The organism is Acidobacteriota bacterium (genome assembly GCA_012517875.1).
In the GTDB taxonomy this organism is placed as follows: Bacteria; Acidobacteriota; JAAYUB01; order JAAYUB01; family JAAYUB01; genus JAAYUB01.
This window is the reverse complement of the sequence record JAAYUB010000173.1, coordinates 1-19,189: the sequence shown is the minus strand read 5'-3', so window position 1 is coordinate 19,189 and position 19,189 is coordinate 1. Positions and strand designations below refer to the sequence as shown.

Annotated in this window: 23 protein-coding genes; 4 read left to right on the top strand and 19 right to left on the bottom strand. The window is 65.4% G+C overall.

Going from position 1 to position 19,189, the window contains the following annotated elements:
- The 3 genes from GX414_16225 to eutM form a co-directional block, all read right to left on the bottom strand.
- On the bottom strand, positions 1–1,196 hold a 1,196-nt coding region (locus GX414_16225), incomplete at its 3' end, for an electron transport complex protein RnfC (GenBank protein ID NLI48649.1).
- Between the two features lie 7 nt (positions 1,197–1,203).
- Positions 1,204–1,473: a EutN/CcmL family microcompartment protein gene (locus GX414_16220; protein ID NLI48648.1), complete on the bottom strand. Its 270-nt coding sequence runs from the start codon at positions 1,471–1,473 to the stop codon at positions 1,204–1,206.
- A 54-nt stretch (positions 1,474–1,527) separates the two neighbouring features.
- The gene (eutM, locus tag GX414_16215; GenBank protein NLI48647.1) at positions 1,528–1,836 is read right to left on the bottom strand and encodes an ethanolamine utilization microcompartment protein EutM; all 309 of its coding nucleotides are present in this window, start codon (positions 1,834–1,836) and stop codon (positions 1,528–1,530) included.
- Positions 1,837–1,984: 148 nt separating this feature from the next.
- Between eutM and GX414_16210 the strand changes: the two genes are divergently transcribed.
- Positions 1,985–2,710, top strand: coding sequence for a rhomboid family intramembrane serine protease (locus GX414_16210; GenBank protein ID NLI48646.1), 726 nt, complete (start codon positions 1,985–1,987; stop codon positions 2,708–2,710).
- A gap of 164 nt (positions 2,711–2,874) precedes the next feature.
- Here GX414_16210 and GX414_16205 read toward each other — a convergent pair whose 3' ends face one another.
- From GX414_16205 to GX414_16185, 5 genes are all read right to left on the bottom strand, one after another.
- A complete protein-coding gene (locus tag GX414_16205) occupies positions 2,875–4,512 on the bottom strand; it encodes a hypothetical protein (GenBank protein NLI48645.1) in 1,638 nt (545 codons plus the stop codon).
- Between the two features lie 11 nt (positions 4,513–4,523).
- A complete protein-coding gene (locus GX414_16200; GenBank protein ID NLI48644.1) occupies positions 4,524–5,651 on the bottom strand; it encodes a cytochrome c in 1,128 nt (375 codons plus the stop codon).
- A 28-nt stretch (positions 5,652–5,679) separates the two neighbouring features.
- Positions 5,680–6,018 (bottom strand): hypothetical protein, encoded by a 339-nt coding sequence (locus GX414_16195; GenBank protein NLI48643.1) that lies wholly within the window; start codon positions 6,016–6,018, stop codon positions 5,680–5,682.
- Complete coding sequence (locus GX414_16190) at positions 6,011–6,349, bottom strand: hypothetical protein (protein NLI48642.1); 339 nt, start codon at positions 6,347–6,349, stop codon at positions 6,011–6,013. Before GX414_16190 ends, GX414_16195 begins: the two co-directional genes overlap by 8 nt.
- Before the next feature lie 148 nt (positions 6,350–6,497).
- Positions 6,498–8,345 (bottom strand): TonB-dependent receptor, encoded by a 1,848-nt coding sequence (locus GX414_16185; protein NLI48641.1) that lies wholly within the window; start codon positions 8,343–8,345, stop codon positions 6,498–6,500.
- 101 nt (positions 8,346–8,446) lie between these two features.
- Here GX414_16185 and GX414_16180 point away from each other — a divergent pair, with 101 nt between their 5' ends.
- Complete coding sequence (locus GX414_16180) at positions 8,447–8,659, top strand: hypothetical protein (GenBank protein ID NLI48640.1); 213 nt, start codon at positions 8,447–8,449, stop codon at positions 8,657–8,659.
- 31 nt (positions 8,660–8,690) lie between these two features.
- Positions 8,691–9,443 carry a hypothetical protein gene (locus GX414_16175; GenBank protein ID NLI48639.1) on the top strand — a complete coding sequence of 251 codons (753 nt, stop codon included), beginning with the start codon at positions 8,691–8,693 and terminating at the stop codon, positions 9,441–9,443.
- Between the two features lie 13 nt (positions 9,444–9,456).
- Here GX414_16175 and thiC read toward each other — a convergent pair whose 3' ends face one another.
- The 9 genes from thiC to rpsP all read right to left on the bottom strand — a co-directional run bounded on the left by thiC (position 9,457) and on the right by rpsP (position 17,170).
- Complete coding sequence (thiC, locus tag GX414_16170; protein NLI48638.1) at positions 9,457–10,767, bottom strand: phosphomethylpyrimidine synthase ThiC; 1,311 nt, start codon at positions 10,765–10,767, stop codon at positions 9,457–9,459.
- Between the two features lie 66 nt (positions 10,768–10,833).
- A complete protein-coding gene (locus GX414_16165; protein NLI48637.1) occupies positions 10,834–11,106 on the bottom strand; it encodes a hypothetical protein in 273 nt (90 codons plus the stop codon).
- Between the two features lie 11 nt (positions 11,107–11,117).
- Entirely contained in the window at positions 11,118–14,312 is a 3,195-nt protein-coding gene (locus tag GX414_16160) for a tetratricopeptide repeat protein (GenBank protein NLI48636.1), read from the bottom strand.
- Positions 14,313–14,318: 6 nt separating this feature from the next.
- Positions 14,319–14,954, bottom strand: a complete 636-nt coding sequence (locus GX414_16155) for a ribonuclease HII (protein NLI48635.1) — start codon at positions 14,952–14,954, stop codon at positions 14,319–14,321.
- Between the two features lie 93 nt (positions 14,955–15,047).
- Complete coding sequence (gene rplS / locus GX414_16150) at positions 15,048–15,389, bottom strand: 50S ribosomal protein L19 (protein NLI48634.1); 342 nt, start codon at positions 15,387–15,389, stop codon at positions 15,048–15,050.
- Positions 15,382–16,092, bottom strand: a complete 711-nt coding sequence (gene trmD, locus GX414_16145) for a tRNA (guanosine(37)-N1)-methyltransferase TrmD (GenBank protein ID NLI48633.1) — start codon at positions 16,090–16,092, stop codon at positions 15,382–15,384. Before trmD ends, rplS begins: the two co-directional genes overlap by 8 nt.
- Positions 16,092–16,619 carry a 16S rRNA processing protein RimM gene (gene rimM / locus GX414_16140; protein NLI48632.1) on the bottom strand — a complete coding sequence of 176 codons (528 nt, stop codon included), beginning with the start codon at positions 16,617–16,619 and terminating at the stop codon, positions 16,092–16,094. The genes trmD and rimM overlap by 1 nt, the downstream gene beginning before the upstream one ends.
- 6 nt (positions 16,620–16,625) lie before the next feature.
- Positions 16,626–16,856 carry a KH domain-containing protein gene (locus GX414_16135; GenBank protein ID NLI48631.1) on the bottom strand — a complete coding sequence of 77 codons (231 nt, stop codon included), beginning with the start codon at positions 16,854–16,856 and terminating at the stop codon, positions 16,626–16,628.
- 53 nt (positions 16,857–16,909) lie between these two features.
- The gene (rpsP, locus tag GX414_16130) at positions 16,910–17,170 is read right to left on the bottom strand and encodes a 30S ribosomal protein S16 (GenBank protein NLI48630.1); all 261 of its coding nucleotides are present in this window, start codon (positions 17,168–17,170) and stop codon (positions 16,910–16,912) included.
- A 171-nt stretch (positions 17,171–17,341) separates the two neighbouring features.
- On the opposite strand from rpsP, the gene GX414_16125 reads away from it, so the two are divergent.
- A complete protein-coding gene (locus tag GX414_16125; GenBank protein NLI48629.1) occupies positions 17,342–17,677 on the top strand; it encodes an STAS domain-containing protein in 336 nt (111 codons plus the stop codon).
- A 36-nt stretch (positions 17,678–17,713) separates the two neighbouring features.
- Here the strand turns inward: GX414_16125 and GX414_16120 are convergent, their stop codons facing one another.
- Positions 17,714–18,706, bottom strand: a complete 993-nt coding sequence (locus tag GX414_16120; protein NLI48628.1) for a tetratricopeptide repeat protein — start codon at positions 18,704–18,706, stop codon at positions 17,714–17,716.
- 119 nt (positions 18,707–18,825) lie between these two features.
- On the bottom strand, positions 18,826–19,189 hold a 364-nt coding region (locus GX414_16115; GenBank protein NLI48627.1), incomplete at its 5' end, for a biopolymer transporter ExbD.

Here is a 19,189-nt window from a genome sequence, read left to right as displayed (position 1 = left end):
GCCGGCTCCGCCGCCACGCCGGCGTGCTGCCGGAGCGGCAGGTGAAGCTCCGCCGGCACCGGCAGGGACCCGGCGAATTCGGCCGGTCGGTCGTAGGGGTCGAGGCGCAGGTGATGGATCAGCCGGCGGGTGGGAACGGTGAACAACTCCACGTCGGCCCGTTCGACCGGATCGCCGGCGGGCGCAGTCGGGCGGGGGAAGCTCCGGCGCGACTCCATGATGAGCCGTCGCGGTGACAGGTCGAACGGGCAGGCGACCAGGGAGCAGAGGCCGCAGCCCGAACAGTGGAAGACCATGTCGGAGTGGAGGTCGCGGTAGTCCCGGGCCGAGCCGATGAGGCGCATCAGCTTGTGCGGCTCGATGTCGTGGCCGATGAGGTAACGGGAGCACAGCTCGGTGCATTTGCGGCACTGGCAGCAGATGTGCTCTGCGATCCTGACCGAATAGTGCAGCAGCCGGGTGCGCTCCAGGATCGCCGGATGGTCGGCGGGCAGCGCGATCAGGGCCGCCGTGGTCTTGGTCACCGGCGCGTCCAGGCTGGTCAGCGCGCCCATGAGCACGCCTCCCTCCAGGTAGCGGACGTCGGGCGTCGTGGCGCCGCCCGCGGCGGCGGCCAGCTCGCGGAACGGCGTGCCGATGGCCGCCTCGACGGTGATCGGACGGGCCACCGCGCCGCAGACGGTGACGTAGCGCCGGGTCAGCGGGACGCCGCGCAGCGCGTCGTGAATCGCCTTGAACGTGGCGGCGTTGCCCACAAAAAAACCGGCATCCGCCGGGATGGTGCGCTGGGGCAGCACTCGGCCGGCGACGTCCCGGATGACGAACAACTCGTCGCCGGAGGGGTAAACGTCCGGCAGCGCCGCCAGGCGGAGCGGCACGCCGTCCGGGTCCGGCGCCAGGCGCCGCGCCCAATCCGCGTGTTTGGCCTTGACCGCGAGGGTGACCTCGGCGGCGCCGCAGGCACGGGCCACCGCGTCGGCGCCGGCCACGACCTCGGCCAGGTGGTTGGCCAGCAGATGGCGGTCGCTGGCCAGCAGCGGCTCGCACTCGGCGCCGTTGATGATCACGGTGTGCAGGCTGGGCCTCAGCTTGCGGTGGGTGGGGAATCCGCCGCCGCCCATGCCGACGATGCCGGCTTCCTCAAGGCGATGCTGCAGTGTGGGAAAATCGAGAACCGGCGGGCGGGCGGCGGGCATGCGGCCCCTATCGGTCCAGGCAGATGGAGTCAATGATGGCGATGATGGCGGTATCGACGGGGTGGTCTTTCATGCCGTGGGAGAGACGGGCCGAGGAGCCGCTGACGCACAGGACGCGCTCGCCGGCTCCGGCGCCCACGGTATCAACGGCGATGATGTACCCGCGCGGCGTCCCGTCGGTCGGGTTCAACCGTTCAACGATGAGGAGCTTCTTCCCCTCGAGCCGGGGGTCCTTGCGGGTGGCTACGACCGTGCCGCACACTCGACCGATGATCATCGCGTTTGTCCGGGAGAGAAAGCCCGGGGGGTGCGCCGCACCCCCCGGATCGTGTTATGCCTTGCCCTTGGCCCGGTCCCTGGGAATGATGGGCAGCACATCATCCAGGTTTGGATGCGGCCGCGGGATCACATGGACGGCAATCAGCTCGCCCACCTTGCGGGCGGCCGCCGCCCCGGCGTCCGTGGCGGCTTTTACGGCGGCGACGTCGCCGCGCACAATGGCCGTGTTGAGGCCGCCACCGGTCTTCTCATAACCGACCAGCACCACTTTGGCCGCCTTGACCATGGCGTCGGCGGCTTCCACCATGGCGGTGAAACCTCGGGTTTCGATCATGCCCAGGGCTTCCAAGGATTCGCTCATACGATTGCCTCCTGATCCTGTCGCGGGTAGATGATGGTTGGATTGTAAAAGAGCCCCGGTGGTTTTTCAATATAAAAGATGGACTTGCGCGCCCGCGCCGGTGATTTCTCTTGTCTCGCCGCGGACCGTTTGGGTATAGTGAATACCCATGAGCCACACCTACCAGACCCGCGTCGCCATCGGCCCGCCTCTGACCCCCGTGGTCAAGACGCTTCTCATCCTCAACATCGCGGTCTATCTGGGACAGACACTCGACCGCTCCCTGCACTATTATTGGCTCGATCTCTGGATGAGCCTGATTCCGGTCACGGTGACGCTGGGCGGTCAGATCTGGCGCCTGGTCACCTACATGTTCCTGCACGGCCCCCAGCTCCTGCACATCGTGTTCAACATGCTCATCCTGTGGATGTTCGGTCCGGAGATCGAGGGCATCCTCGGCCGGCGCCGGTTCGTGGCATTCTACCTGATCACCGGCGTAGGCGCCGGCCTGTGCAGCCTGGCGGTCAGCCCGTTTTCCACCGCCGCCATCGTGGGGGCGTCGGGCGCCATGTACGCGATACTGCTGGCGTACGCCATGTATTTTCCCGACCGGTACCTGCTGGTGTTCTTCGTCCTGCCGGTGAAGGCGAAGTACCTGGTGGTGGCGACCATCGTGCTGGAGTTGATGTTCTCGCTCTCCGGGGTGCAGGACGGCATCGCCCATGTGGCGCATCTCGGGGGCATGGCCTTCGGCTACCTCCTGCTCAGGTACCGGACCCTTCTGCCGGACCTGAAGTATCGCTGGCTCCGGCTGCGGGGCTGGTGGTACCGCCGCAAGTTCAAGGTGTACCGGAATGACCCGCCGCGGCGGGGCGGTCCGTGGGGTCCTTACTGATCGTCACCGCACCCGGACCGTCACGCGACCCCGGCCGGTTTAGCAGTCAGAATGCCCACGGGTGCTCCCGGACACGACAAAAGGCCGCCTGCGCTGCAGGCGGCCTTCGGTTTCAAACAGCGCGGCCCGCCCCGGCGCGCGCCGGGTGTTACCGGAACCGGGATTCACTCCGCCCGGGTGGAACTCTCAGCCAGCACCACCGCCGATCCCGCGACCATGGCGTTGTAGTACCGGGTGAACCGGTTACTTTCCGCGTCGGTCCGACCGGCCAGATTCTTCGCCCAGCGGTAGCCGATGGACTGGTAATAGAGCCGGACGCTGACGGTGAACGGGCCGGTCGCGCCGGACACGTCCACCGCATAGCGGACCCGGTCGCCGCCGCCGGCGAAGTTGACGTCGGCGGATGCCGATCCGTGCACCGCCACCTCCTTCGGCGCGGTCCGCTTGTCGAATCCCTGGGGCAGCAGGCGGTTGTCTTTCAAGTATGAGACGGCGGTGAGCAGACCGGTGGTGACCGCACCCGCGGGATCGCCCAAAATCGGCTCGTACACCTGGACCTGGTCGCCGGAGGTGATCTCGTCGTAGTGCGGCTCGAAGCGGGCGGCGTCGGTGTCGTTGTCGTTGCCAACGATGCGGCCGTCCGGCGACACGGCGCCGGACTCGAACACGACCGCCCCGTTGCGGTCGCGAACGGCAACATGGAGCCAGGCGCGGCGGGATGGGTAGGCGGTGGGCAGCTTGTGTCCGGTCCGGTTGACCACGGCGACGTCAGCCACCAGGTGCCCGCCGTCCGCCCGGGCGGCGGACACCTCGAGCGTGGCGGATTCGGCAGCCAGATGCGCCTCGGTGCGCCGGGCGGCCGCATCCAGTTCCTCGGGGAGGGCGGCGACGCCCAACTCGCCGCGATACCGGTTGAAGATGCGCATCATCAGGGCGTTCCCGCCGAGGAAGGTGTGGGCCGAGACCGCGGGTCGCGGATCGCCAAGCACGGGAGTGAGCGCCGTCGGCTCCGCCTCGGGGGGCATGTGACAGGACTGGCAGCTTTGTGTGCCGGCGTAGGCGCTATGCTCCCACTCCAGGTAGGGGACCTGTTCGGGCAGCTCTCCAACCGCCTCGCCGTTCGGTCCCAGGGAGGCGGTGATGATGGTGTGGCAGCTCGCGCAGATTCCCGACTCGCTCAGATGGGCGCCCCGGGCTGGCGCGTATCCCGACGACGAGAGCATGATCCGCCGCCGGCCCGCGTCCACGTCGAACGGGCCGTGAACCAGTGGGGCTGCGCCCGCCGCGGGCACGTCAATTCCGAACCCGGCGGTGAAGGTGGACCGCTGGCCCAGACCCGCAGCCGACATCTGGTGGCAGAGGGTGCACGATACGCCATCCGCCGCCAGCGGGGCGTGCGCGGCCGCCGCCTGGCCCACCGGCAGGTTGGCGAACACCGCGCCCTGCCCGCCGGCGGCTTTGGCCAAGTATCGGGCCATGGGCATGTGGCAGGCGCTGCACTCGTCCTCGATGGCGGCCTGGTGGGACGGGTGATCGGTGATCTCCCGACGCACGCCGGCCATCCAGTACGGATCGCGCGCGGAGTTGGCCATCATGGTCGTTCGCCATTGGTTTCCAAACGACAAGTCCCGGCCGGACGGGGTGATGACACCCGTGTGGCAGGCGAAGCAGACGTCGGCGGTGCCAAAGACCGGCGCCGGGCCGGCCGGGGCGCCGCCCGCCGATCCGCCGGCTAGAAGCGGGGCGCCGGCGGCCAGGGTAACCGCTGTCGAGAGGATTGATGCCAGCAACATGTTTCTCATGACCGCCTCCCTTACCAGCCCTGCAGGAATCCGCCGTCGAACCAGTCCCACAACAGGTACATGACCAGTTGGGTTCGGCGCGGCCCGGTGTCGGTGACGGGCAGACGGAGCCCCACGTTGAACAGGATGTGCTGCCGCTGGCTCAGCGACACCTGCAGCTGGGGGACCACGTCCCAGTCGGTGGATTTGCCGTCCGCCAGCTCCCGGGAACCGAGGAACTCGACCATCGGGGTCCAGCTCCGGCCACTGATCCCCTGGGTGAAGGTCTTGCCGAGAGCGGTCCTCCAAAAGGCCTCATTATCGGCCTGGTCATCGATGGGGAATCCGAACCCGCCTTGGAATTGGATGAAACTGTCAGCCGGCAGCGCCTGGCCGAAGGTGATGAACGGCTCCACGGTGAAGCAGCCGCTGCCGAAGCCCCTGGCCTCGCTGCCGGTGGGGAACACCAGCTCGCCCGTGAGGCTGACGATGGTCCCGGTCCGCCAGTTGGCGGCCAGCACCCGCTTGAAGGCGAACGCCATGTCGCCGAGGCCGCCCTGCCAGCTGCCGTCCGTCCGGTCGTGGGCGGCGAAGGGGAACACCAGCTCGATCTGGTTCCGGTCGCCAAACCGCTTCTCGTAGATCACCTTGTTGGCGACGGCGCCGTCCCCCTCCAGCGCTACCGACGACACCACCAGGAGCTCGTCTTCGGGGAAGGCCTTCTCGGTGATCAGCGCCTTGGGGAAGTTCAGTTCGCCGCGGGGCCAGGATTTCTCCGCGCAGAAGGTGCGGACGTGGTTGAGCGCCAACTGGATCTCGTCGCCGGACAGCGCATCGCCGAACGCCGGCATGGTGCGGTGGAACGCCCGGGCGGGGCCGCCCTCATGCATCACTGCGGCCCAGTCCGAATCGGGCTCGCGGGGGGCGAACTGGCAGTCGGTGAAGTCGGGTAAAGGGACGGGCAGTAAAAGTTGATCCGCCGGGACTCCCCGGCCGTCAACCCCGTGGCAGTGGGAGCAGGCCGCGAGGTAGATCTGCTCCCCGGTCCGCGGCGCCGGTCCGCCGGCGGCCTGGACCGTCGCGAACAGGACGAACAGTAGCGCTGCGAGACCGAGCGCCTTTGTCCCCGGTCGCGTCATGATGCGGGATGGTCTGTTCATATGTTTCTCCAGGTGAGATTCATCTGGGTCACGCACGCCGGCTGGCCAGATCGTCGAGGGCGCGGGGGATGAGCAGTACGCCGTACGCGACCCACAGCCCGAGGGCCAGGCCGATCATTCCGAATGTCAGCTCGATGGCCGCCAGCACCGGGGCTGACGGGGCGGCGGCGGGCAGGATGAGCCGGTTAAGGACGGTCTGGAGGATGATGCGCAGCGCCAGCAGGAAGAAGCCCAATCCCAACAACCGGCCGCTCCGCGTGGCCCGCAGCCGGACGAGGGCGATCCAGGCCAGCAGCAGGTAGAGCAACACCCAGAGTCCCGCGTCCACCAAGTAGAGGTTGCGGACCACGGAATCCGGATCAGCCATGATGCACCTCGGTCCGCGTGACTGGCTGGAACGGGCGGGACAGGCGGAAGAGCGCCAGCGCGACCAGCCCGCCGGCCAGGATCCCGATCGCATCGATGGCCAGACCGGACCAGGCCGCGAACAACCCGAACGACAGCATCTGGGCCACGGCCAACTGGCCGAAGTCCCGCAACAGCCAGCCGCACCAGCCGGCGAACAGCAGCCAAGCGGCCCACGGGCGGCACCGGCGGCGGGTGCAGATCACCGCCGCAACCAGGGCGGCCAGGACACCGGCTGACTGGCCGCACACGGCCAGGATCTGGCTGACTTGATACGCGGTGTCCATTCGCATGCAAACGCTCCGTTAGGCGCGACGAACACAGCGGGCGGCCGGTCGGCGCGGCAGATCAGATTATTGAAACCGAATGTTGACCGAAAGCATTATAACCGCGCCGGGAAGTCCGGGCCAAGCGGAATCAACGGCGCGGCCGACGCGGACCCTACGGTGCGGCCAGCGGCAGCTCCACCCGCAGACCGGCATAGGCGGCACGGCCGGGCATGGGCACGCCCTGAACTTCTTGGTAGGATTCCCCCAGCAGGTTTTCCCCCCGGATGTACAGTTCGAAGACACGCCAGCGCCGGGCCGCCTGAGCCGCCAGCAGCGTATACCGCTCGCCGACGCCGGCCCGGGCTTTGTGGTGCATCGAGACGCTCCAGGTGCCGCCGCCGCTCCACGATCCGGTCAGCTGGGCCGACAGGTGATGCCGGCAGTGGTCCAGCGCGTACTTCGACTCGTAGTCCACCGCCTCGCCGTACGCCAGGTCGTTGAAGGCGTACCCGGCCTGGAGCTGGAGCCGTTCGCCCAGCGGCACCGCGGCCTGGACGGCGCCGCCGGCGACGGTGGCCCGGCCGACGTTGGCGGCCCGCCACGGGTCGGCTGGCGCGGCGCGGATCCAATCGATCATTTCGTCGTCCCGGCGGACGAAGACCGTCGCCGACACGCACGTCCCGGCGGCCCCGTACCAGTCCGCGCCGCCCTCCAGGGTCACCGCCCGCTCCGGCGCCAGGTCCGGATTCCCCATGTTGGCCGGGCTCCAGTAGTACCGCTCCGTGAAGGAAGGGGTGCGGAACGCCCGGCCGGCGAAGGCCCGCAGCTTCCAGTCGCCGGCGGGCAACCAGGCCACGCCCAGCCCCGGCGTCCAGACCGTCCCGTAGCCGGTGAAACGGTCCACCCGCAGCGTGCCCTGTACGATGTACGGGGGGGCGGGAAACCATTGGAGCTCCATCATGCCGGCGGCCTGGCCGGCGCCGTGGTCGCCCAGCCGGCGGCTCGCCAGCGCGGCATGCCGCAGTTCCAGGCCGGCCGTGCAGCGCCAGCGCGGTGTGTCAGCGGCCACGCTGTGCACCTGAATCTGCAGGGTCCGGTTGTCGTGGTGGTTCCGGTAGAGTTCCGGGTGGTCCCGCACCAGGATGTAGTCGTCCTTGTGCTGCCGCCACGCCAGATCCACCCGGGTGGGCACGGAGCGGAATGGACCGCCGGTCAGCGCGTTGCGCCAAAACAGTCCGTGGCTCTGCGTGTGCTCCCAGGACGGGTAGGGTCCGTAGAACCCCTGGGCGCCGAACGCGTTGTCGAGATGACCGTAATCCAGCGTCGTCTCACCCAGCCGGTGGGGCTGGGTGAAGCCGGCCCAAACCTGGCCGAGCCGGTAGTCCCGATTGGCCGTGAACCCGTCGCTGCGGCTCAGCCCGGCGAACACCTGCATGAAGCCGCTTCCCAGGCGGGCGGAGCCGGCCGCCGACGCGCCCGCGCTGCCGAAGGACCCGCCGGAGACCTCCAGGCGGATGCGTTCCGGCCCGGTCCGCCGGGTGATGATGTTCACCACCCCGCCCACCGCGTCGGCGCCGAAAAAGACCGAGTTCGAGCCGGTCTGGATTTCCACCCGCTCGATCAGCTCCGGCGGCACCGGGAGCTCCATGTTGAAATGGGCCGTCTGCGGGTCGTTCCAGCGCACACCGTCGATGCACACGACCACCCCCGCGGCGTTGGAGCCGCGCAGGTGGATGTCGCCGAACAATCCGCCGGCCACCGTCGGCTGGAAATCCACCGCCGCCGCCAGGGCCAGCACATCGGTCACCCGCCGGACCGGCCACCGGCGCAACGTGTCGCCCGGGATGACCGTCACGTCGCGGGTGGCCTGGTCCAGCTCCGCCGGAGCCAGCGAGGCCGAGACGATCACCGTGTCCCGGATCGCCGGCGGGGTCGGGGCGTCCGCAGGCGGCGGGTCCGCGCACCAAGCCGGCGACGCGACCGCCAGCAGCAGCAGGATGGCACGTGCGGTTCGGTTCATAAAAGGCGGCATTATAGCACGCGGCGCCCGGACCGGGACGGGCGTTGCAATGGTCCGCGCGTTCCGGTATCATGGAGCCATGATTCGAAAGGCGGTCAGGCATGCGGGATCTTCGAGTGATTGAGGACGCGGTACGGGAGTTTCAGGACCGGGGCGGTCGGTTTCTTGAGGCCGTGCATGTGGACGGTCGCCGCCTGCAGGGCGAGTTTGCCGGGCTGGCGGACACCCCCAACGGGCGCCAGCTCATCCTGAAGCCGCCGCACGGTCGCGAAATCCGTCTCTACTTCGCCATGATCCGGCGCCTCGAGGGCTGAGCCCGGCGTCGCCGGCGGGAGCCCTCGCCGCATGACACAGACTTCATCCTCTCCGAACTTGGTCGCCGGTGCGGCACTCGTGCTGACCGCCATGTGGCTGGCCGCCTGCGGCCAGCCGCCCGCGGCGCCCGCCACCCGCACCGCAGAGTCGGGCGAGCCGCCGGCGGGTGCCCGCCTCCTGTTCACGTGGGAGGGCTTGGTAGACGGTCGGGATTTGCTCAAGTTTCGCGGCGACCGTTGCCTGGTGGAACACGAGCGGGACCGCGCCATCCAGGCCATGCGCTTTCAATCCTTCCATCCACTGGATCCCTGGGTGTTTCCGGTAATCATCGTGCGGGAGGCGGGCCGGGGCAAAGTGGAGGTCATCCGGCAGGGGGACCGCTGGAATGCGTTCACCCTGGTGGTGCGGGTGGACGACGTGGCGACCGGCGGCACCGGACGCTTCCGGTTCTCGGCTTACCAGGGGAAGCGGGAGCGGGGTGTCCCGCCGGTCCTGTCGATATACGCCGAGGTGGACGACGAGGTGCGGCTGGAGATTGTCGGCGCGATGCTGCGCGCCCGGCCCGAGGGGGGCGCAGGCGTCCGCGATCTCAAGTACATGTTCCGGGACGCCACGGGACTGGAACCGGGCGGCGCCTACCGGTTGCAGCAGATCCACGGGCGCGGGGAGGCGGCGCTGGCCGGAGACGGATCGGCCGGCGATCCCTACCGGATCACCATCCATGACAAAGCGGCGGGGAGCTCGCTGTACGTGCTGGAACTGTATCCGACCCGGGGGGAGTGACCGGCCCGCGGGATCACCGCTTCTTCGCGCGAAGGAGCGCCATCGCCTCCTGGCTGGTCTTGACGGCGCAGAACTCGCCGCACATGGTGCAGACCTCGCTCTGCCCCTTTGGGGGACGCTCCCGCCGCATGCGTCCGGCCAGCTCCGGATCGAGGGCGTGGCGGAACTGACTGTCCCAATCCAGGTTTTTCCGGGCCACGCTCATGGCCCGGTCCGGATCCATGGCGCCGGGCAGGCCCTTGGCGATGTCCGCGGCGTGAGCGGCGATCTTGGAGGCGATCACGCCCAGGCGGACATCCTCTTCGGTGGGCAGCCGCAGGTGCTCCGCCGGTGTCACGTAACAGAGGAAATCCGCACCGTGCATCCCGGCCACGGCCCCGCCGATGGCCCCGGTGATGTGGTCGTAACCGGGGGCGATGTCGGTGACCAGCGGGCCAAGCACATAGAACGGCGCGCCTTCGCAGAGCGATTTCTCCAGGCGCATGTTCTCGGGGATCATCTGCAGGGGCACGTGGCCCGGCCCCTCGATCATCACCTGCACGCCGGCGGCGCGGGCCCGGCGCGTCAGCTCGCCGAGCACCAACATTTCGCCGATCTGAGCGCGGTCCGTGGCGTCGGCCAGGCAGCCCGGCCGCAGGCCGTCCCCGAGCGACAGAGTCAGGTCGTGGCGGCGGCAGATCTCGAGCAGTCGGTCGAAGTGCTCGTACAACGGGTTTTCACAGTCGTTGCAGATCATCCACTCCACCAGGAGCGAGCCGCCGCGGCTGACGATGTCCATCACCCGGCCCTGCTGGCGCAGCAGCTCCACCACTGCGCGGGTGGCACCGCAGTGGACGGTGATGAAGTCCACGCCGTCGCGGCCGTGGTCCTCGATCACGCCGAACAGTTCATCCGCGGTCATCCTGATGAAGGTCTGGTGCGCGTCGCGGGCTCGGACCGCCGCCTCGTAGATGGGAACGGTGCCCACCATGACGTCGGAGGCGGCGATGATCCGCTGCCGCGTGAGACGGATCAGGCGGCCGGTGCTCAGGTCCATGACGGCGTCGGCGCCGAAGCGGACAGCCACCCGCAGCTTGGCCAGCTCCTCGTCGATGTTCTCGTGCTCCGGCGACGTGCCGAGGTTGGCGTTGACCTTGGTCCGCAGCCCCTCGCCGATGCCGGCGGGCCGGCGCAGCGTCTTGGCGGCGTTCTGCGGGATCACGATCCGCCCCGACCGCAGGCCGGCCAGTATGAACTCGAGATCCCGGGACTCGGCGGCAGCGACCGCCCGCAACGCGTCCGGTATGTCGCCTTGTTGAATCCGATCAATCAGGGTCATGACAATTCACTCCGTTTCAGAAGGAATAGACCGGCGGAGATACAGCCGAAGGGCGCACGGACGCGCCGCGCGTCATTCCGCCGGCGGCGTGCGCCTCCAGCGACGGTAGCGCACGATCTCCTCGATGCCGATGAGGATGTTCAAAATGCCTAGGCCGGAGACGGCGCCGCGGAGGAACGGATTGAGCAGGACAGGACGGGCGGTCGGAAAGTGGTAGAGCAGGTAGTTGTTCTCCCAGATCCAGGATATCCAGGGCATGACGGTGAGCAGCGCGCCGACGTAGAAGCAGTAGATCATGTACACCACAAAAAAATACTTGTACAGGAAGCTGGATGAGCGCGGCATGAGGTGGGGGGTCACTTGATCTTGATGCGGAGCGCCTTGATCTTGTCGGCCACGTCCCGGTAGTTGATGTCCTCGGCGTAAATCTCGGAATAGACGTCCAGGGCCTTCTGGTAATCCTCCATCATCTCGTAGGCGCGGGCCATGTCGAACTTGAGCGCCTGATACTCGTGGTCCTCGTGTCCCTTGCTCTGGACGCCCCGCTCGCACCATTTCAGGGCGGACTTGTAGAGGCCCTTCTCAAAGAAGCACACGCTGAGCATGCTGCAGGCCTTGATGAAGTTGGGCGTGGACTGCTGGTCTTTCACGCAGTTGTACGCTTTCTGGAAGGCTGCGATCGAATCGTCCAGGAGCCCCATCTCCTTGTAGGCGCAACCCAGGTTGTAATGGGTTTCGAAATCGCCCTCCTCCACTGCGTCGCCGACGAAGACCTTGTTGGCCTCTTCGACGATGTCGGAGAAGATGTTGTGCATCGATGACAGCGACTTCCCCGACGTGTTCTTGTCCTCCACGACCGCATCCTGCTCGGGGGGGACGAAGAGTCCGTCCGGCTTTTTGTGCAGCGATGTTTTCTCCTCGCCGAACAGGAAGGAATTGCTGAGGACATCATCCGCCTGCAGGTCGGAGAAGGGGTTGGCCGGCGCCGTGTCGGCGGCCGGCGCGCCCGCGCCGTCCATGTTGGGGCTCATCTTGCGGACCTGATAGCTGCTGCTGGGCCGCTCGGTGTCCTCCTTCATTGAATCGGCGGAAATCATGCTGAAGAGATCGATGTCGACCTCTTCCGGCGTAACTTCCTCGACCGCCGCCGACTCTTCCGCGGACGCGGCCGCGCGGGTGGTGTCGGAGCGCGGAATCTCCTGGATTTCGATGCGCGGCGTGAACGCGACCTCTTCCTCGATGGATTCGGGTTCAGGGGGTTCCTCGACGGGTTCAGGCACCGCCAGCTGGCTCAGCCGCTCCTGGATCTCGGGGTTGTCCGGGTAGCGCTTCTGGAGCTGGAGCAGTTCCTCGCGCGCGTTGTCGTTGAATCCCAGCTTGATGTAGAAGTCGATTTCCTGCAGGGCGTTCATCACCTCACGGTTATCGGCCGGCGCCGCTGCGGCAGGCGGCGGTGTGGCGGCCGGCGCCGCGGAGAGGGCCGACAGGTCCTTGAGCGAATTCAGGTTGTCGATCGACGCCTCGGCCGCTGTTGGTTCGGGTTCCAGCGGCACGCTGTGGGCCGGGGTGCCCGGGAGCTCCAGCCCGCTGGTGCCGAGTCTGGTCAGAAAATCGAGATCCTCGATGGACTTGAGCGTCTCCTCGAGGCGGAGGTTGATATCAGAGTCGATTTCCGGCAGCGGCGTGAAGAACTCGCTGGTCGGCGCCTTGGCGGGCTTCTTCTGCGCCGGCGGGGGAGTGGGCTCCACCGGTGGCGGAGTCAACGGCGCGGCGCTTCTCTTCGCGGGCGGTTCCTCGGGCGCCTTCGGCCTGGCGGCAGGACGGTCGGCGGGTTTGGCCGGCGCCGTTTCACGCGGGCCCACCAGGATTTCGGACAGGTCGTTTGTGAGGTCGATGGAATCTTCCACTTCCAGGAGTTCGAAGCCGGTGGACGACGTGTCCATTTCTTCGGGGAAGGAAATCCCTTTGTCCAGCACGCCGGTGGGAATGGAGATGTCACCACGGGTCGGATCGAGGCCGCGCCCCTCTTCCAGGAAGGCGGCCGCCCGGTCATGCTCACCGCGCAAGGTCAGCAGGTTGACGAGTTCAAAGCACAGATCCGCGGCCTGCTTGAGGCTGCCCTCCTCCTTGTAGAGGTTTTTCAGCTTCTCGCGAAGGACCGTGTCGTTGGGATCTTCCTTGATTTTTTCCTGCAGCTTGAGCTTGGCCTTGTCCTTGAGTCCGTAACTGAGCAGCAGTTCGATCTCCAGACCCACGTCGCCCTGCCCCGGTGTGGTGGTGCCCCGGCTCAACTCCGATGTGTCGAACTCGAACAGGGCGGCGCTCTCTTCCTCCTCTTCGCCCGATCCGCCGTAGGGGGTGTACGTCTCGTTCGGGTAGACCTTGGCGAACGCCTCGCGGTGGAAGTTGCGGAGTTTTTCGTTGTTCGGCTCCAGATTCAGCGCCTGTTCGAGCACCTGCAGCGCATCGGGGAACTGCTTGCGCCGCATGAGCGCCTCGACCAGTTTTTCCAGAGTGCTGAAGTACTTGAAGTTGTCCGACAGGGTTTTGTAGACCTCGGCCAGTTTCTGCAAGGCGACGATGTTGAGCGGATCCTGGCTGGTGATCGCCTCGAGTGTTTCGAACAGCTTCAGGTTTTCCTTCCGGTTGAGCATGATGTCGGCGACCTTGCTGATGGCGGCGCCGGCCAGCTCGTAATGGGTCAGTTTCAGCGCGGACTCGGCCAGATCGTACAGGAGAAAATACTTGGACTGGTCCAGATCGAAGATCGCCGAGAAGACCTCGAACGCCTTCTGCAACTCCCCCTGGAACATGTAGCATTGCCCCAGCATCTCCATCAGCTCGCGGTTGTCGGGGCTGCGCTTTTGGGCGGTCTCCAGCTTGTCCGTCAGCAGCCCGAAATCCTGCAGTTCCAGCGAGATCTTGAACAGTGTCTTGAGCGAGCCCATGTGGTAGGGGTCGATCTCCAGGGCCATCTTGATGCTGTTCAGGGCCTGCTGGGGATTGCCCCGGCGGCTGCTGATGACGGCTGCATTCAGGTACGATTCGCGGGCGTTGTCCAGCATCTCCAGCTTGAGGCTCAGCTCAGCCAGTTTCAGGTGGATGTTGGGATCGTCCTGGGTCAGGTCAGCCAGCTTTTTGTATGTTTTGTAGGCGCGGGGAAAATTGTTGCTCACCAGGTAGGCCCGGGCGATTTCCGCGTAGTGCTTCTTGGCCTCCGAGACCATGCCTTCCTTGATGAACAGGTCGGCCAGGACCTCGAGATTCTCCATATTTCGGTTGTCGGCCATCACGATCTTGCGATAGACCGCGATGGCCCGGCTGTAGAACCCGTCGTCGATGTACTTCTGGGCGACCCGCTTGAAGAAGTTGGTTGCGTTGGCAGGCCGCTGCAGGCTCAGGTTGAGGTCCCCGATGGTGTTGAGCAGGCCGAGATCGTTCGGTTCCTGCTCCAGGATCTTCTCGTACTCCTTGATCGCGTTTTCCAGCTTGCCCTGGGCGACGAGCTTCTGCGCGTTCTTCAGGAGTTTCTCTTTGTTGTAGGCGGCCATCTGTGCCTAAGCCTCGTCCAGCAGCCGAAAAGATTTCCGGTGCAGGGGGCATTCCCCGAATCGCCGGATGCTGTCCCGATGCCGCGCCGTTCCGTACCCCTTGTGCCGATCAAAGCCGTACTGGGGAAATTCTCTCGCCGCAGCGTTCATCCACCGGTCCCGGTGCACCTTGGCGATGATGGAAGCGGCACCGATGTTGACGGATAAGGCATCTCCTTTTATCAGACTTCGTGATGGGATGTCAAGTCCGGTCAGGACAAGTGCATCCACCAGAATAAGTTCCGCTTGCAGGGGGAGGGATTGAACCGCCCGGATCATGCATCGCCGCGTGGCCTCGACGATGTGGATCCGATCGATTTCCTCGTTGGACAGGGACGCGATACTCCAGCCGAGCGCCCGCTGTTCGATTTCGGCGGCCAGCCGCTCCCGCTGTCGCGCGGACAACTGTTTGGAGTCGGTGATCCCCTCGACACAGTTTTCCGGATCGAGAATCACCGCCGCGGCCGTGACCGGACCCGCCAGAGCGCCCCGTCCCACTTCATCCACCCCTGCGATGAGCCGGGTTCGACTCCAGTCGAATTCCTTCTCTACGGGAAAGCGCCAGTTCTTATCAAATAGCGCCCGTTGCACCCTTTCAACCATTACGAATACATTATAGCAATATCATTCAAAACAAGAGCAAAAAAAAACCCGGCCGGGCCGGGTTGGATTGCAGGGCATGCTGTCGGATGCCGGTTAGCGGTCCTCGCGGAGCCGGGCGGCTTTGCCGCTGAGTTTGCGCAAGAAGTAGAGCTTGGCTCGGCGGACCTTGCCGGAACGAACCACTTCAACCTTGTCCACGACGGGCGAATGCAGCGGGAACACCCGCTCCACGCCGTAGCCGAAGGAGGTCTTGCGCACCGTCATGGTCTCGCGGACTCCGCCATGCTTGCGGGCGATCACCACGCCCTCGAAGAGCTGAATGCGGACCTTGTCGCCTTCGACGATCTTTACGTGCACCCGCACCGTGTCGCCGATGCGGATGGCCGGCAGGTCGGTTTTCAGATACTCTTTCTCGATGACGTCGAGTTTATTCATTATCGTTCACCTCGTTGGTTATATTGTTCCTGTTCCACAGATCCGGACGCCGCTGCCGCGTCCGCTCCCGGCGCTGATGGTCACGCCACCGCCGGATCAGCGCGTGGTTGCCGGACATGAGCGCTTCCGGGACCTGTCGGCCTTCGAACACCTCGGGCCGCGTGTACACGGGGCAGTCCAGGCATCCCTCCTCGAATGACTCGTTCCGCGTGGAGTCCGGATGGCCCACCACGCCGGGGAGCAGCCGGGTCACCGCGTCCACCAGAATCATGGCGGGGATCTCGCCGCCGCTGAGCACGAAGTCGCCCACCGAGATCTCCTCGTGCACGAACTGGTCGATCACGCGCTGGTCGATTCCCTCGTAGCGACCGCAGATCAACACCAGGTGCTCGCGGGTCGACAGTCCGCGTACGCGCTCCTGGTGCAGGGGCGTTCCCTGCGGCGTGAGGTAGATCACCCACGAGTCGGAGCGCCCGGCGCAGACCTGGCGGATGGCGGCCGCCAGGGGCTCGGGCTTGAGCACCATGCCCTCGCCTCCGCCAAACGGCCGGTCATCCACCGTCCGGTGCTTGTCGGTGGTGAACTGCCGCAGGTCCCAGCACGTCAGCTCGAGGCAGCCGGACTTCCGGGCCTTCTGGATCATGCCGAAATCAAAGACCGACGCAAACAACTCCGGGAAGATGGTGATGATATCGATCCGCATCACGATTCAAGGTCCTGCAGCCCCTCATAGTCCCGGATGACGATTTCCGCCCGCGCCAAGTCGGTCGATTGGACATACGCCTCGACGAAGGGCAGAAGGAACGTGGCCCGGCCGGTGTCGATCTCGAGCATCGGCACGCCGGCGGGTTCCTGGATGGACCGCACGCGTCCCACCCGCCGCCCGGCGACATCCACGACCGCGCAATCCAGGATCTGGTAGTGGTAGTACTCGCCCGGTCCCAGGGACGGGAGGGTGGAGGCATCCATGTAAAGATCCGCGTGCCGCAGCTGCTCCGCTTCGGTCCGGCTGGTCACGCCGCCGAGCGTCAGAAGCACCCGGCCCTGATGCCATCGGGCGTGTTCCACCTGCAGGCACCGCCAGCCGGTCGTCTCTTGAAAGAGCTGCAGGGCCTGGCCCTGCTTGAACATTTCCAGAGAGTCGCTGAGGGGGTCCACAACGAGCTCTCCCCGTATCCCGTGCGGTTTGACGATGGTACCGACGATTACCAGATGATCGGGCGTGGTCACCTGCTTCTATTCCAGAATCTCCAGCACGAACCGCTTATGCATCTTCATGCCGGCCGCGCCCAGAATGGTGCGGATGGCGCGCGCTGTCCGCCCCTGTTTACCGATGACCTTGCCCAAATCGACCTGCGCCACGCGCAGTTCCAGAACAGTCGTCTGTTCACCTTCCACTTCAGTGACCTGGACTTGTTCCGGATTGTCGACGAGCACCTTCGCGATCATTTCGAGTAACTCTTTCATGCGCTCCTCCTGTGATTCGAGCGAGTTCCAGTACTACATGCGGTAACAGGGCGTTATGACGACGATTCCGAGGTTTTGGAGGCTGCCGCATTGTCGATCAGTCGTCGGACTGTATCGGAGGGCTGAGCCCCCTTGCTGAGCCAGTATTGGATCCGGTCCATGTTCAGGATGACCTGGGCCGGATTGCATTTCGGATGATAATGCCCGACGATTTCCACAAACCGCCCGTCTCGGGGAGCCGATTTTTCCGTCACCACCACACGGTAATCGGGCCGCTTATTGGAGCCTCTGCGGGTTAACCTGATTGTGAGCAACGTACGCCTCCGTGTCAAAATATGCAGACCGCGTATTCAATCACAAGCCACATGGCATTGCAAGCATTTTTTCGGCCGATCGCTTTGATTATCCGTACCATAAAAGCGTTTGACATCCTTTTTAAACATGTGGTAATAATTGTTTTCGCCAATTATCCTTAGGAGGTTCCCATGCAGATCAATGAGAAAGAGGTGAACGGGATCACCGTACTGGAAATCCACGGCAAGATCCTCATGGGCGAAGGCGATATTGCCATCAAGAAAAAGATCGACGACCTGCTGGCCAAGAATACAAAGAAAGTCATCCTCGACCTGTCCAGCGTGCCGTACATCGACAGCTCCGGACTGGGCGAGCTGATCCGCTGCTATACCACCATGCGGAAAGCCAACGGCACCCTGAAGCTGGCCAACGTCACCGACCGGATCGTGGATCTGCTCACCATCACCAAGCTGATCACGGTGTTCGAGTACTACAAGACCGTCGACGACGCGATCAAGAGCTTCTGAACCCTGTCCGGAACCCGGCCGCGCCCGCAGCCGGGTTCATTTGTTTGCCTTGCGGCGCTGTACGCGCTGGAGGGCTTCGCGGGCTTGGGCGTTCGCTTCGAGCTGAAGCGCCCGCTGGTACGATTGCTCCGATTCCGAATACTTCCCCAGATTCTCCAGCACAAAGCCGCGGAAATAATGATAGCGGAATTCGCTGCCGAAGGCGCCGCTCGCCTTGTCCAGTGACGCCAATGCGTTGGCCCAGTCCTTGAGACCGATCTGGGCCAGCGCCAGGTTGAATGCGCTGGCGGCATCCCCGGGGTTGCTCTGGAGCTGGGCGGTGAACACGTCCCGGGCCAGCGGGTAGTTCTTGTTCTTGAGGGCGGACTCACCCTCGCGCAGCCGCAGGCGGCCGAGATACTCCTTCGCCGTGGCGTTGTCCTTGTCCATCTGGAGCACGGTGTTCAGCGCCTGGCGGGCCTTGTCGTCCTGGTTGGTCCGGAAGTAGCTCAGGCCGAGGATCAGCCAGTCTTGCGCGCTCCCCGACGCGTACTGAAACGACTGGACCACGGCGTCGGCGGAATCGTAGTACCGGCCCTGCTTGAAGGTGGTGAAGGCGCGGATACGGTACAGGTTGTACAGGTCGCTGCGTTTGGTGAACAGTGCCTTATGGCGGTCGAGGGTTTCAACGGCTTTGTCCAGCTGGCCGATCTGGTAGTACGACTCGGCCAGGCCGAGGAAGGTGGACGGTTCGGTGCTCTTGAGCTCCGCCGCCCGCTCAAACGCCCGCACCGCCGAATCGTACTCCCGGAGCTTGAAGTAGCACATTCCGACGAACCGGTGGCCGAATTCCCACTCAGGATTCTTGGTCACGTCGGGCTGGATCCGGCGCAGCGCGTCGCGGTATTTCTGCCGCTTGAAGAGCATGATGGCGTCGTTGTAATCCGCCAGCACGGCGCCGGCGGCCAGGGCCAGCGCCACCGCCAGCCAAACGGCGCGCAGTCCGCGGGCCGCGGGACGGAAAGGATGTCGGATCGTCGGATTTCCCATGGCGTTCACCTGTGTGGCGTCATTCCGAGCCGCCATCCGCTAAGAATCGGATCGGGTCCGGAAGTTTCAGTGCGGGGGCGCGCGGCGGGCGCGGGCGAGCCCGGCGGCCGCCGGCCGGGTCAATCGCGGAAATAATCCTTCCACAGCTCGATGTCGGTCTGGGTCGGGATCGAGATGTTCTGGATGTCGAGCTGTTTCAGCACGTCCAGGACTTCGACCGTCACCCCGTAGGGCACCTCGGGATCGGTCCGCAGGATGACCGGCTTGCGTCCCTGAGTCTGTTCCATCTTGCCCTTGATGTATGAGGCGAGCTGCTCCATGGAGCTGACCGGCACAAAATCCAGGGTGATCTCGCCGCTGGCCTTGAGGTGGATGTACACCGATTCCTGGGGCTTGATGTTGGAGGACATCTCCTTCTTGGGGAGTCCGTAGTCGATGCCGTGGATCGCGGTGAAGACGGTGGTGACCATGAAGAAGGTGATG

What these genes read in the sequence shown, in the direction of transcription:
- rplS (NLI48634.1), bottom strand. Translation starts at nt 15,389, where the DNA reads ATGAATAAACTCGACGTCATCGAGAAAGAGTATCTGAAAACCGACCTG.
- GX414_16160 (NLI48636.1), bottom strand. Translation starts at nt 14,312, where the DNA reads ATGGCCGCCTACAACAAAGAGAAACTCCTGAAGAACGCGCAGAAGCTC.
- GX414_16165 (NLI48637.1), bottom strand. Translation starts at nt 11,106, where the DNA reads ATGCCGCGCTCATCCAGCTTCCTGTACAAGTATTTTTTTGTGGTGTAC.
- eutM (NLI48647.1), bottom strand. Translation starts at nt 1,836, where the DNA reads ATGAGCGAATCCTTGGAAGCCCTGGGCATGATCGAAACCCGAGGTTTC.
- GX414_16210 (NLI48646.1), top strand. Translation starts at nt 1,985, where the DNA reads ATGAGCCACACCTACCAGACCCGCGTCGCCATCGGCCCGCCTCTGACC.
- GX414_16135 (NLI48631.1), bottom strand. Translation starts at nt 16,856, where the DNA reads ATGAAAGAGTTACTCGAAATGATCGCGAAGGTGCTCGTCGACAATCCG.
- GX414_16125 (NLI48629.1), top strand. Translation starts at nt 17,342, where the DNA reads ATGCAGATCAATGAGAAAGAGGTGAACGGGATCACCGTACTGGAAATC.
- GX414_16175 (NLI48639.1), top strand. Translation starts at nt 8,691, where the DNA reads ATGACACAGACTTCATCCTCTCCGAACTTGGTCGCCGGTGCGGCACTC.
- GX414_16195 (NLI48643.1), bottom strand. Translation starts at nt 6,018, where the DNA reads ATGGCTGATCCGGATTCCGTGGTCCGCAACCTCTACTTGGTGGACGCG.
- GX414_16155 (NLI48635.1), bottom strand. Translation starts at nt 14,954, where the DNA reads ATGGTTGAAAGGGTGCAACGGGCGCTATTTGATAAGAACTGGCGCTTT.
- GX414_16185 (NLI48641.1), bottom strand. Translation starts at nt 8,345, where the DNA reads ATGAACCGAACCGCACGTGCCATCCTGCTGCTGCTGGCGGTCGCGTCG.
- GX414_16120 (NLI48628.1), bottom strand. Translation starts at nt 18,706, where the DNA reads ATGGGAAATCCGACGATCCGACATCCTTTCCGTCCCGCGGCCCGCGGA.
- GX414_16200 (NLI48644.1), bottom strand. Translation starts at nt 5,651, where the DNA reads ATGAACAGACCATCCCGCATCATGACGCGACCGGGGACAAAGGCGCTC.
- GX414_16190 (NLI48642.1), bottom strand. Translation starts at nt 6,349, where the DNA reads ATGCGAATGGACACCGCGTATCAAGTCAGCCAGATCCTGGCCGTGTGC.
- trmD (NLI48633.1), bottom strand. Translation starts at nt 16,092, where the DNA reads ATGCGGATCGATATCATCACCATCTTCCCGGAGTTGTTTGCGTCGGTC.
- GX414_16180 (NLI48640.1), top strand. Translation starts at nt 8,447, where the DNA reads ATGCGGGATCTTCGAGTGATTGAGGACGCGGTACGGGAGTTTCAGGAC.
- GX414_16220 (NLI48648.1), bottom strand. Translation starts at nt 1,473, where the DNA reads ATGATCATCGGTCGAGTGTGCGGCACGGTCGTAGCCACCCGCAAGGAC.
- GX414_16205 (NLI48645.1), bottom strand. Translation starts at nt 4,512, where the DNA reads ATGAGAAACATGTTGCTGGCATCAATCCTCTCGACAGCGGTTACCCTG.